We start from the raw sequence: 12,526 nt of genomic DNA on the forward strand, positions 1-12,526 counted from the left end.
GCCACCAATCTTTTAGACACAGGGCGGATCGTCAGGGGATGTAAGGGAATGATGCAGCAAATGCGAGCACTTTTTCTTCTTGCTACCGGTTTTCTTGGTAGCTTGTTGCCTGTGCGCCTGATGGCGGACTGGCAGGTCAATATGACTGAGGGGGTGACGGCTATCAGCCGTTCCATCTACGGTCTTCACATGACCATATTCATCATTTGCGTTGTTATCGGCGTGTTGGTGTTTGGTGTCATGTTCTATTCAATCATCATGCACCGGAAATCCCGTGGCGTTAAACCGCAGCACTTTCACGAAAGTACTTTGGTTGAAATTGCCTGGACCACTATTCCGTTTCTCATTCTGGTTGTCATGGCAATCCCTGCCACCAAAACCCTCATCGATATTTACAACACTGATGAAGCGGAAGTGGACATAAAAATCACCGGCTATCAGTGGAAATGGCAGTATGAATATCTTGGGGAAGGTGTTTCGTTCTTCAGTAATCTCTCCACACCTAAAGAACAGATTTATAATGTCCGCGACAAGCAGGATAACTACCTGCTGGAAGTCGATGAACCTTTAGTCCTGCCTGTCGGTAAAAAGATTCGTTTTCTGGTCACTGCTGCGGATGTTATCCACTCCTGGTGGGTGCCGGCTTTTGCGGTGAAACGCGATGCCATTCCCGGGTTTATTAACGAAGCCTGGACCAAGATTGAACGCCCCGGCATTTATCGCGGACAGTGTGCAGAACTGTGCGGCAAGGATCACGGCTTTATGCCAGTGGTGGTGGATGCCAGAACACCGGAAGACTTTGACCTTTGGCTGGCAGAGAAAAGGCAGGAAGCCGAACATATCAAGAAGTTAACGGATGAAGACTGGGACATGGACAAGTTAATGACGCTGGGCAAAACCACCTACGAAAAAATCTGTGCTGCCTGTCATCAGGTGGGTGGTGAAGGTATTCCGCCTCTGTTCCCTGCCCTGAAGGGATCAGAGATGGCAATTAAAACAGGCATGCTGAAAGACCATGTTGACATTGTCGTGAATGGTAAGAAAGGTACTGCCATGCAAGCATTTGCCAACCAGCTGAATGAAGCTGAGCTGGCGGCCGTGATCACTTATGAGCGCAACGCCTGGGGCAACAATACGGGTGAATTAGTCACTCCGAAACAGATTCTTGAATACAAGAAAACAGGAGAGCTGAAGCCTGACGACAGCGGTCAGCCTGCTGCAAACACCAAGCAAGCATCGCTGTGAGGACGCCACTATGACCGAACATACACTTGAACATCACGACGATCATCATCACGGCCCGGCCAAAGGGTTAATGCGCTGGGTTCTGACCACCAACCACAAAGACATTGGCACCATGTATTTGTGGTTCAGCTTCATTATGTTCCTGACCGGTGGTGCCATGGCCATGGTAATCCGGGCAGAGCTGTTTCAACCCGGCCTGCAGATTGTCGAGCCTGAATTCTTCAACCAGATGACCACCATGCACGGGCTGATTATGGTGTTTGGTGCGGTAATGCCTGCCTTTGTCGGGCTGGCAAACTGGATGATTCCCATGATGATTGGTGCGCCGGATATGGCACTGCCGAGAATGAACAACTGGAGCTTCTGGATTTTGCCGTTTGCTGCCCTGATGCTGGTCAGTACCCTGTTTATGGAAGGCGGCGGTCCTAACTTTGGCTGGACGTTCTATGCTCCGCTGTCAACGGACTATGCGCCGCCCTCCACCACCTACTTTATTTTTGCCATTCACATGCTGGGTATCTCGTCGATTATGGGGGCGATCAATATCATCGCCACCATTCTTAACCTTCGGGCACCGGGCATGACCATGATGAAAATGCCTTTGTTTGTCTGGACCTGGCTGATCACTGCGTATCTTCTGATTGCCGTAATGCCGGTACTGGCGGGTGCCGTGACCATGATGCTGATGGATATTCACTTCGGCACCAGCTTCTTTAACGCCGGTGGTGGCGGTGATCCGGTACTGTTCCAGCATATCTTCTGGTTCTTTGGACATCCTGAAGTGTACATCATGATACTGCCGTCATTCGGTATCGTGTCCGCCATCATTCCAACCTTTGCCCGCAAGCCGTTGTTTGGTTACACCTCTATGGTGTATGCCACCAGTAGTATTGCTTTTCTGTCGTTCATTGTCTGGGCGCATCACATGTTTACAGTAGGTATTCCGCTAGTGGGTGAACTGTTCTTTATGTATGCCACCATGCTGATCGCTGTGCCGACGGGTGTGAAAGTATTCAACTGGGTCACTACCATGTTCCGTGGTGCCATGACTTTTGAAACACCCATGCTGTTTGCCATTGCCTTTGTGGTGCTGTTTACCATTGGCGGTTTCTCAGGTTTGATGCTGGCGATTGCACCGGCGGATTTCCAGTACCACGACACGTACTTTGTGGTGGCTCATTTCCATTATGTGCTGGTGCCGGGTGCTATCTTTGCCATCTTCGCCGCTGCCTATTACTGGCTGCCCAAGTGGACCGGTCATATGTATGACGAAACTTTGGGTAAAACACACTTCTGGTTGTCGTTTATTGGCATGAACCTGACATTCTTCCCCATGCACTTTATCGGGCTGGCGGGAATGCCAAGACGTATTCCGGATTATGCCTTGCAATTTGCCGACTTTAATCAGATAGCCAGTGTTGGTGGTTTCCTGTTTGGTACCACGCAACTGTTGTTCCTGTTCATTGTGATCAAGTGTATTCGTGGTGGGAAACAGGCAACGGATGAGGTTTGGGAAAATGCCGAAGGGCTGGAGTGGAGTCTTCCTTCTCCAGCGCCTTATCACACGTTTACTACTCCGCCTGACGTAAAGTGATTCAGGGGATTGTGTATGAGCGGGAAGGATAAAAACAAAGAAGACAATGTCGTCGATTTGTCAAAGCGAACCATGCTTCGCACCGGGCTGGTAGCCGGAGGTATGTTTGGCTTTGGTTTTGCGATGGTGCCTATCTACGACGTTTTCTGCAAAGTCACTGGCCTTAATGGCAAGACAGATCCTAACCCTTATACCGGCAAGGCCGTTATGGACACCAGCCGCACCATTAAAGTGCAGTTTGTGGCGACTAAAAATGCGGGAATGAGCTGGGACTTCCACCCGGATATTTCCGAAGTAGAAGTACACCCGGGACAGGTGGGCGAACTCAGCTTTTACGCCCGAAACCCGACCGGAAAACGGATGATTGGTCAGGCAATACCCAGCGTAACGCCGTTTCAGGCCACGAATTATCTGCACAAGGTCGAATGTTTCTGCTTTACCACACAGACCCTGGATGCAGGTGAAGAAAAAGTCATGCCGCTGAGAATTATTGTGGATCAGGAATTACCCCGGCATATCACAAAACTAACCCTGTCGTACACTCTGTTCGATGTGACAACGATGGGGGAAAGGACGTTGAAGTCTTGAGGAGAGTTTAATGGCTGACGAAGGAAGCTATTACGTTCCCGCACAGAGCAAGTGGCCAATCATTGCTTCTATTGGCATGTTTGTGACGCTGGCGGGTGCAGGCATGATGATGAACGATATGTCTGCCGGTGTGAAAGATTCCATTGCGCATTACGTAATGTTTGCCGGTGCGCTGATCATGGCTTACATGCTGTTTGGCTGGTTTGGCAATGTGATTAAAGAGTCCCATGACGGGCTGTACAGTGCGCAAATGGACCGAAGTTTCCGCTGGGGAATGAGCTGGTTTATCTTCTCGGAAGTGATGTTCTTTTTTGCCTTCTTTGGCACCCTGTTTTACATCCGGATGTTTTCGGTCCCGTGGCTGGGCGGTGAAGGTCACGGGGCTATGACCAATCAGTTGTTATGGCCCGAGTTTGAGGCTGGCTGGCCTTTGATGAAAACACCGGACAACGAAACCTTCCCGGGGCCGGATGCCATCATCGATCCTTTCCACCTGCCGCTGTTGAACACACTTTTGCTGGTGGCTTCCAGTATCACTCTGACCATTGCTCATCATGCACTGCGTAAAAACGAACGTAAAAAGGTCATTGTCTGGCTGGCTGCCACCTTGGTACTAGGTTTTACCTTCCTGTTTTTTCAGGCTGAAGAATACATTCAGGCCTACAACGAACTGGGACTGACCCTGAGTGCCGGCATTTATGGTTCCACCTTTTTTATTCTGACGGGCTTTCATGGTGCTCACGTCACACTGGGTGCGTTGATGTTGACGATCATGTTTGTCAGGGTGCTGAAAGGTCATTTTGAACCCGAGAAGCACTTCGCCTTTGAAGCGTCCAGCTGGTACTGGCACTTTGTGGATGTAGTGTGGATCGGACTCTTTATTTTTGTCTACCTGTTGTGATGAGCATTGTGATGAACGTTGTGATGATAAGAGCAAAGCGCCCGCTAACGGTATAACCATGGAGCGTGGCTGTGAATATCACCGTGCAGCCATGCCACAACAATGATCAACATAATCAGAACCGTCAGGGTGATACGTGCTGTAAGAGAGTTAAGCAGTCTGGTCGATCCGCTTCGGTCGGTGACAAGGTAGTAAAGTCCCCGCCCCAGGCAGACGAGCACTGCGAAGAAAAGAATAAGAATAATAACTTTTAACCACATACCAGACACCTGTTGCTTGAATAAGCGCTTAATTGAGCCATCAGCCGGTAAAGAGCTTTTAAAAGCATATCAGTGGAACTGGAATGAGCACCAGATGTTGAAGTATAGAATCAAGTTGTCGCTGTTGGTGATGCTATTGCTGCCCTTGCTGGTATCCCTTGGACTATGGCAGCTCTCCCGCTATGAGCAAAAGCTGGAGCTGGAACAGATGCTGATCGAGCGTCTGCACATGTCGCCTTTGTCTTACTCGGATGTAAAACAATTCCCTGATCCCATGTATCTGCCCGTGAACGTTCAGGGGCAGTTCGATGCTTCCCGATATTTCCTGCGGGATAATCAGGTGCATGCAGGGCAGGCCGGTTATGAACTGATCATGCCTTTTACGACAATCGACGGACAAACAATACTGGTTAACCGCGGCTGGCTAAACAGTGTGTCCAGAGAAACACTGCCTGATGTTATAACGCCTTCGTCAACGATTGAGCTGACAGGCACTCTTTATCGTCCCCTTGGAAAAGCATTCACTTTGGGTGAAGACGTTTGGACAGAGTTGTGGCCCAAGCGCATTCAGGCTCTGGATTTCCCAAAAATGCGAGCCGCTCTCAACCTTGAAATTCCATCTATGCTGCTGGTGCTGACTTCGGGGCAACCGGGGGCATTGCAGGTTCGCCCTGTGACGATGAAAACCAGTTCCGGCAAGCATCTGGGTTACTCCTTTCAATGGTTCACCATGGCGCTGGTGTTGCTGGGACTTTATCTCTATCAAATGATTAAAACCGGGAAGCGACAACATGCAGGAAGCCACTCATAAACGCAGAGCAGACAGCGGGAAGAACGCCAAGGCAAAAGGTCGGCTGCAAATGGTATTGATATTTGCCATTCCTGCTTTTGCTATCTGTCTTTCGTACCTGATGTACTTTACCGGCGCTTTTGTTCCGGAAGGTAAAACCAATAAAGGACAGCTGATTTTGCCGCCTAAATCACTGGCACAGATGAACCTGATACATGAAGGCAGGTTATTTTCCGAGAAAAACCTGGAAGGGCGCTGGGGCATTATCGTGTTGGGCAGCAAAGACTGTGCATCGAAGTCCTGTCAGGACGCTATGTATCAGACACGTCAGGCACATATTGCATTGGGAAAGGAAACCGATCGTGTGGTGCGAACGTTTGTTGCTGATGAAGAGTTGGCAGTGACTCGCGGGTTTCAACAGGAGCACCCGGATATTGTTTGGCTGAAAGCAGATAAAGCCGGTTTGCTCAAAGAGCTGGATTTAAAAGAGTGGTCAACCGGTCGGTATTTCATTGTCGATCCGCTGGGCAACATCATGATGGGTTACGATTCGGCACAACATGGTGGTGATTTGTTGAAAGACTTAAAGCGGCTGTTGAAGGCTTCAAAAATCGGCTAGGAGCCTGTCGGACTTAGCCGACCGTAGCGAGAAAAAGACAGGTTTGAGACAGTTTTGACGATCATTTGAGGCGAATAGCGAGCTATTCAACGAAAAGGATCGTCAAAAATGGCCAAATCCGGCTTTTTCGCAGTAGGTCAGTGGTAAGTCCGACAGGCTCCTAGCGATAAGAAATTGTGAGAGCAATACGACGTCGGCAGGATAAAGGGGGTTCACATGGGAACAACAAAAAAGAAAGGCTTTTATCTGGCACTGTTTGCCACGGTTCTGGCAATGGTCGTCGTGGTTCTTGGGGCTTATACCCGGCTGGTGCATGCCGGTCTGGGTTGCCCTGACTGGCCCGGTTGTTACGGACAGTTAACGGTTCCGGAAACGGCCAGAGAAATAGCCGTGGCTGAAGCTTTATTTCCTGGTGCACCCGTAGAAGTGGAAAAAGGCTGGGCGGAAATGATTCACCGTTACGTGGCCGGATTGCTGCTGCTTGTGGTGTTGGGTATTGCACTGCTTTCATGGAAGCACCGTAAGGAACCGGGACAACCGCTGATACACCCTGTCTTTATCCTTGGTCTTATCATTTTACAGGCCGCCTTTGGTATGTGGACGGTGACACTGAAACTCTGGCCACAAGTCGTGACGCTGCATCTGCTGGGTGGCTTTGCCACGTTCAGCCTGCTTTTTTTACTAACCCTTCGTTTGTCAGGCATGGGGTGGAAGAAACTGCCTCCGGATGTGGTTAATGGTTTGAAAGGGCTGGGCATGGCCGGATTGCTGGTGGTGATTGTGCAGATCACGCTGGGTGGCTGGATCAGTTCAAACTATGCTGCACTCGCCTGCCCTGACCTGCCCATGTGTCAGGGACAATGGTTACCACCGGCTGATTTTGCAGAAGGGTTTGATATTACTCAGGAGATAGGGCCAAACTACCTTGGCGGACAAATGGATTCTGCTGCCCGAACCGCCATTCACCTGACTCACCGGTTGGGAGCTTTAATCACGGTGCTGGTGCTACTGCTACTGTCGTTCAAGGTTCTGACACGCAGTAAACAACTGTCTTATAGTTCACGCGGCAGCCTGCAAAAAATATCATTAGCTATTCTGTTTATTCTGACGATTCAGGTGATTCTGGGTCTCAGTAATATTATCTGGCATCTGCCATTACCGGTAGCCGTTGCACACAACCTGTTTGGTGCTTTGTTGCTGCTGTCTCTGGTCGCTTTAAATTACCGACTTCGTATTTCAGGGGATGAATGAGGAACGTTGTGATGAGCAAGGTAACGTACAGTGAATCGGTCCACTGGAAGGACTACCTCGAACTGACCAAGCCCAAAGTGGTCACATTGATGGTGCTGACGGTGGTGATTGGCATGTGTCTGGCAACACCGGGCATTGTGCCACTGGACGTATTGGTTTTTGGTAATGTCGGCATCGCTTTGTCTGCGGGTTCTGCGGCGGTGATTAACCATGTGGTAGATCGACGTATTGATAACATCATGGCGCGAACCCACAAACGTCCGGTCGCCGAGGGCAGAATTGCTCCGGCTCATGCATTGTTGTTTGCCTTTGTGCTGGGTGTTACCGGCATGGGTATTTTAGCTTTTCTGGTTAACCCGTTGACTGCCTGGCTGACGCTGGCTTCCCTGATTGGTTATGCCGTGGTTTATACCTCTTTTCTGAAACGTGCCACACCACAGAATATTGTCATTGGTGGTCTGGCGGGTGCAGCGCCTCCCCTGCTGGGCTGGACATCAGTAACAGGACAGCTTGATGGCAATGCGCTGCTGCTGGTTCTGATTATCTTTGCCTGGACGCCGCCGCACTTCTGGGCCTTGGCTATCCATCGCAAAAAAGAGTACGCCAGAGCCCATATTCCCATGTTGCCTGTCACCCACGGTGAGGCTTACACCAAACTGCACATTGTCCTTTATACAGTGATCATGATTCTGGTGAGTGTGTTACCGTTTCTGACCGGCATGAGCGGGCTGCTTTATCTGGCCGGTGCGCTGGTACTGGGAGGGCGTTTCCTGTACTGGTCCATCGCTTTGATGCGTGACAGTCGTCCTAATGCTGCCATCAAGACGTTTAAATACTCCATTACCTACCTGATGTTGCTGTTTGTCGTTTTACTGGCAGACCATTACACGACGTTTTAACGGCAATAGTTCATAGCCTTATAAAAGAGAGAGCCGCATGAAAAGACAGATAAAAGGCAATATCAGTAAAACCGTACTGTTACTTCTGGCGGCTGTTGCCATGGTGTTTGGCTTAACATTTTATAAATACACAACCCAGCCTTCTCTGTCGCTCGACGATTTACAGAAGATGGGTACCATCGTTTTTGAACAGCCCCGTTCTTTTTTAATGGCTGATCTGACCGATCATAATGGCAAGGTCTATAACAACAGTACCCAGAAAAACCAATGGACACTGATGTACTTTGGCTACACATTCTGTCCGGACATTTGTCCGATCACTCTGAGCCAGTTGAATGGAATGGATAAACAGCTGAAGCAAGACAATGCAAAGCTGGCTCAGCAGATGCGTTATGTACTGGTATCGGTTGATCCCCGTCGTGATTCCGTTGAGAAACTGAAAGGCTATGTACCTTACTTTAATAAAGACTTTATTGGTGTTACTGGTGATGTAAAAAATATTCACGACCTCACGGTTCAGCTGAATGTGCCTTACACGCCAGTGATTGATCCGGAAGATGAGTATTATCTGGTTGATCACGGCGCCAACCTTGCAATTATTAATCCTGATGGGCAGTACCATGGCTTTATCCGCCCTCCTCTCGAACCGGCAAGGCTCACCCGGATCATGACGGCTGTTGATGAAAACTACAGGCACTAACCTTTTGATAGACGACCCCTTTGATAGGCGACATATGGCGAATTACTTATATGGAGCCAGACCTTTACTTCGATACACTGCGTGTTCTTTAAAGCCTGCGCCTCTGCGATGAGGTTTGGCGCAGGCTTAAATTGTTAGATAAAAAACATGAGAACATGATGATTCAGGTTGTAGGTCACAGTAATCCCGATTCCGATAGTATTTGTTCTGCCCTGGCGGCTGCCGAGTGGCTGAAAGTATCCCGTGGTGAAGAAGCTGTTGCTGTTTCCCAAGGTGAAATTACCGGTGAAACCGCGTTTATCCTGAATGAAGCGGGTGTTGAAGCGCCTGTTCTGTGTGAAAACGTGGAAGACCAAAAAGTATGGCTGGTTGACTTCACCGATCTGGGTCAGGGACCGGAAGGTCTGGATAAAGCCGATATCATGGGTGTTATCGATCACCACCGTCTGGGTGATCTGACGACCGTTAATCCACTGGAAATGTGGATCTGGCCAGTAGGCTGCAGCTCTACCATTCTTTTCAACCTGTTCCGAATGGAAAACGTCAAAATTGAGCGCTCTGTTGCCGTTCTGATGCTGGGTGCCATTATCAGTGACACCGTTGCTTTCCGTTCTCCAACCTGCACTGACAAAGACCGTGAAGCCGCTCAACAGCTGGCAGAAGAAGCGGGTATCAGTCTGTATGACTTTGCTGACCGTCTGCTGCGTGCCAAGACCAATCTGGATGGTCTGACCATCGAAAGCCTGGTAGACCGTGACCTGAAGCAATACGCCATTAATGGTGCCAACGTTGTCGTGGGGCAGGTTGAAATCGCCAGCTTCGAACAGGTTGAAGACAAGATTGAAGCACTGGACGCCGAACTGCAGGCTCGTTGCGAACAGAAAGGTTTCAAACTGGCTTCTCTGATGCTGACGGATATCACCACTTCTACCACTCGTTTGCTGGTGAAAGGTGAATGGGCTGAAAAACTGAAGTCCGACAGCGACGATCGCTGGGTTCAGATGGAAGACACCCTGAGTCGTAAGAAGCAGGCGTGGCCATGGATGCAAAAGGTGCTGGCTGCATAAGCATCCTTTCACCTTCAGACCACTCATGCCTGCATGAGTGGTTTGTAAAAATACTTCCTGAGACGTACAACATGTGTTGTTTTAAAGATTGAGAGGGCTATAAGATAAAAGCAAGGGAATAATAAAAACAGGTAAGCCCCATGAAGCCAGCACGCTACAGACTCTTACCACTGGCCACGTTTCTGTCACTGAGTGTCAGTGCATCAACATTACAATTCGGCATGGATAACGATGTACTGTTCAAAGTGGATGGAGACTACTCGAATGGCATGTTTTTCGGTTACAGTTCTTCTCCTTCACCACTGACTTCTGATTCTTTCCTTCCTCTTGATCCTGCAAACGGCTATCAGACCAACTGGTCCGCTTCTATTGCTCATAAAATGTGGACACCTTCCGACATTGAGCAGACAACGCCTCAAAAAAATGAACGTCCCTACGCCGGGTTGCTGGCTGTAGACTCAGGCATTGTTGCAACGAATGGTACAACCGCTCATCAGCTTGGGCTGTTGCTTGGACTGGTTGGGCCAGACTCCGGTGCTGAAGATGCCCAGAAGCGGGCGCACCGACTGCTTGGAAATGCTATTCCCAAGGGCTGGGACTATCAGGTAAAAAATAAAGCGATCATCGATGTCAGTTATGAAGTGGATCAGTTGTTCTATCGATCAGGCAATACGCCTTATCAGAATGAATTCAGTGGTTATGGTCGTGTAGTGGCAGGAAACTTTCAGCCTGAACTAGCTGCCGGTGTTGGGTGGCGCTGGGGTAAAAGTCTGGAAAACAGCTTCAATGCGAACAGCTTAAGACCTTACCGACAGCACGCTATGGCTGCTGACGGACTCCATGGGGGTTGGTATCTCTATGGAAATCTGGAAGCGCGTTACCGCTTTGATGATCTGACCATTACAGGTAGCACATTAAAGCCGGTTCCTGATGTGGATATGGAAAAAGGTCAAATGACCGCAGCCTCGGGTGTCGTGTATTTTTACAGACAGTTTGGAATTGGGCTGTCTGCCGTTGCTTACTCCAAAGCATTCAAACAGGATCAGGATGACTGGCATTTCCGAAATTCACTGACCTTCTATTGGCTATTCATGTGAGGTGAAAGTTCGTTAAGTCTCAATAGTTATAAAAAATAATTTGGGTACAATCGCGCGGTTTAGAACTCCGTGTTTGAGCAGCAAGGAAAACTGCTTACCAGTAAAAACCGATTGAATAACCCGAATTCTTTATGACCAACAAAAATGTCTCTGGCCTGCACAGAAAAACAATCCGGACAACGATAGCCTCTATTCTCTCCGTAGCGGCCTGTTCTACAGCAGTTGCTTCGACTGCAGAGACCGGGCGCTGGGGGATCGGGGTTTCTGCCCGTCATGGCACGATCCCTTATAACACTGATCGGGCTGATACGGTTCGAACCACCATTCCTCAGATTTTCTATGAAGGTGAACATGTCTTTCTGCGTGATCTTGAGTGGGGGATTAAAGCCTATGAAGACGGCGATAATCGTATCAACGCAGTAGTAAAGCGTCGCTTTGTCAGCATCCCCCGTCGTATGCAAAACGACTATCAGGAAGACGCACTGGACTGGGGTCTGCAGTGGATTCACCGGGTAAACGACGAGCGTAGTTGGCGTTTTGAAGCCTTAACTGAGACCCGCTCCCGGTCACAGCTTTACGCAGGCCACGACTGGCAGCTTCAATACGGTGATCTTGAACTGAACCCTAGTGCCGGTCTTCGATATAAGTCTAAAAAGTTCAACAGTCACTACTATGGCCTGAGCAACTATGAAGAGTTCAATGGTCAAAAGATTGATGCAGGTATTGAGGCCGAGGTTGGTGTCAGTCTGCGTTATCCATTGATTGGCGGGCTTTATTTAACCGGTGCGCTGGAATACGTTTATCTGGACTCCAATGCCCGCAAATCCCCGCACGTGGACAGCAATGGTTTTGGTGCCGTCCGACTGGGTTTTATTTACTTTGATGAACCGTCAGCCAGACCGGCTCCTGTTCTGGCTGAAGGGGCTTATATAAGAGGTGCCCACGGTTGGGCGACGCCTTCGGATATGAACGAGATACTTCGTTTTAAATCCGAGCGGGATCGCTATAACAATCAGATGAGTTCGGTCTTCTATGGTCATCCTTTGAAACAAGGATGGCTGGGACGGCCTATAGACGTCTACCTTCACAGCGGTATTGTTTATCACTACGAGAAAGACAAGGTCGACGAGAACGGCAGAAAGGTTCAGGACCCGGTCTGGGAAGGTGTAGTTTCCATCAAGGCTTATTACAATTTTACCTGGCCAACTCGCTGGCGCTTTGGCGTTGCAGAGGGTTTGTCCTATGTCAGCAGACTGACCTACAACGAATGGCAGGAGATGGACAGAAAAGGTAATGAAGGCAGTAAGTTGATGAATTATCTGGATGTCAGCTTTGATGCCAATCTGGGTGATCTGTTCCGCAGCAAGTCTATGGAAAACCTGTGGGCTGGTTACAGTATGCATCACCGGTCTTCTATCTTTAAGCAGGCTTCCCAGTTTGGTCGTATCAAAGGTGGCAGTAACTTCAACACCTTCTATCTGCAATACCACTTTTAAGGGTATAGATGTCTGATTG

The 12,526-nt window shown here is 49.2% G+C and carries 13 protein-coding genes; 12 read left to right on the plus strand and 1 reads right to left on the minus strand.

The annotated features are described in order from the left end of the window. Positions 1 to 48: 48 nt before the first annotated feature. The 4 genes from coxB to EZMO1_RS00295 are packed head-to-tail and all read left to right on the plus strand — an operon-like array spanning position 49 to position 4,328. Positions 49 to 1,245 carry a cytochrome c oxidase subunit II gene (gene coxB / locus EZMO1_RS00280; protein ID WP_061509237.1) on the plus strand — a complete coding sequence of 399 codons (1,197 nt, stop codon included), beginning with the start codon at positions 49 to 51 and terminating at the stop codon, positions 1,243 to 1,245. A 10-nt stretch (positions 1,246 to 1,255) separates the two neighbouring features. Next, positions 1,256 to 2,839 (plus strand): cytochrome c oxidase subunit I, encoded by a 1,584-nt coding sequence (gene ctaD, locus EZMO1_RS00285; RefSeq protein ID WP_034879025.1) that lies wholly within the window; start codon positions 1,256 to 1,258, stop codon positions 2,837 to 2,839. Between the two features lie 15 nt (positions 2,840 to 2,854). Beyond that, complete coding sequence (locus tag EZMO1_RS00290) at positions 2,855 to 3,427, plus strand: cytochrome c oxidase assembly protein (protein ID WP_051790574.1); 573 nt, start codon at positions 2,855 to 2,857, stop codon at positions 3,425 to 3,427. A 10-nt stretch (positions 3,428 to 3,437) separates the two neighbouring features. Further along, positions 3,438 to 4,328 (plus strand): cytochrome c oxidase subunit 3, encoded by an 891-nt coding sequence (locus tag EZMO1_RS00295; RefSeq protein WP_034879026.1) that lies wholly within the window; start codon positions 3,438 to 3,440, stop codon positions 4,326 to 4,328. A gap of 44 nt (positions 4,329 to 4,372) precedes the next feature. Here the strand turns inward: EZMO1_RS00295 and EZMO1_RS00300 are convergent, their stop codons facing one another. After that, entirely contained in the window at positions 4,373 to 4,588 is a 216-nt protein-coding gene (locus EZMO1_RS00300) for a DUF2909 domain-containing protein (protein ID WP_034879027.1), read from the minus strand. 16 nt (positions 4,589 to 4,604) lie between these two features. Here EZMO1_RS00300 and EZMO1_RS00305 point away from each other — a divergent pair, with 16 nt between their 5' ends. The 8 genes from EZMO1_RS00305 (at position 4,605) to EZMO1_RS00340 (ending at position 12,507) form a co-directional block, all read left to right on the plus strand. Continuing rightward, positions 4,605 to 5,399: an SURF1 family protein gene (locus EZMO1_RS00305; protein WP_034879028.1), complete on the plus strand. Its 795-nt coding sequence runs from the start codon at positions 4,605 to 4,607 to the stop codon at positions 5,397 to 5,399. Continuing rightward, positions 5,380 to 5,997, plus strand: coding sequence for a hypothetical protein (locus tag EZMO1_RS00310; RefSeq protein WP_034879029.1), 618 nt, complete (start codon positions 5,380 to 5,382; stop codon positions 5,995 to 5,997). Before EZMO1_RS00305 ends, EZMO1_RS00310 begins: the two co-directional genes overlap by 20 nt. Before the next feature lie 216 nt (positions 5,998 to 6,213). Continuing rightward, positions 6,214 to 7,248, plus strand: a complete 1,035-nt coding sequence (locus EZMO1_RS00315) for a COX15/CtaA family protein (protein WP_034879031.1) — start codon at positions 6,214 to 6,216, stop codon at positions 7,246 to 7,248. A gap of 11 nt (positions 7,249 to 7,259) precedes the next feature. Then, entirely contained in the window at positions 7,260 to 8,147 is an 888-nt protein-coding gene (cyoE, locus tag EZMO1_RS00320; protein WP_034879263.1) for a heme o synthase, read from the plus strand. 37 nt (positions 8,148 to 8,184) lie between these two features. Further along, the gene (locus EZMO1_RS00325) at positions 8,185 to 8,847 is read left to right on the plus strand and encodes an SCO family protein (RefSeq protein ID WP_034879032.1); all 663 of its coding nucleotides are present in this window, start codon (positions 8,185 to 8,187) and stop codon (positions 8,845 to 8,847) included. 155 nt (positions 8,848 to 9,002) lie between these two features. Continuing rightward, on the plus strand, positions 9,003 to 9,914 hold the full coding sequence (locus EZMO1_RS00330) for a manganese-dependent inorganic pyrophosphatase (RefSeq protein WP_201772232.1): 912 nt from the start codon (positions 9,003 to 9,005) through the stop codon (positions 9,912 to 9,914). 140 nt (positions 9,915 to 10,054) lie between these two features. Next, on the plus strand, positions 10,055 to 11,011 hold the full coding sequence (locus EZMO1_RS00335) for a lipid A deacylase LpxR family protein (RefSeq protein ID WP_034879033.1): 957 nt from the start codon (positions 10,055 to 10,057) through the stop codon (positions 11,009 to 11,011). A gap of 131 nt (positions 11,012 to 11,142) precedes the next feature. Then, positions 11,143 to 12,507 carry a MipA/OmpV family protein gene (locus tag EZMO1_RS00340; protein WP_051790576.1) on the plus strand — a complete coding sequence of 455 codons (1,365 nt, stop codon included), beginning with the start codon at positions 11,143 to 11,145 and terminating at the stop codon, positions 12,505 to 12,507. The last annotated feature ends 19 nt before the right edge of the window (positions 12,508 to 12,526 follow it).

This window comes from Endozoicomonas montiporae CL-33, assembly GCF_001583435.1.
Lineage (GTDB): Bacteria > Pseudomonadota > Gammaproteobacteria > Pseudomonadales > Endozoicomonadaceae > Endozoicomonas_A > Endozoicomonas_A montiporae.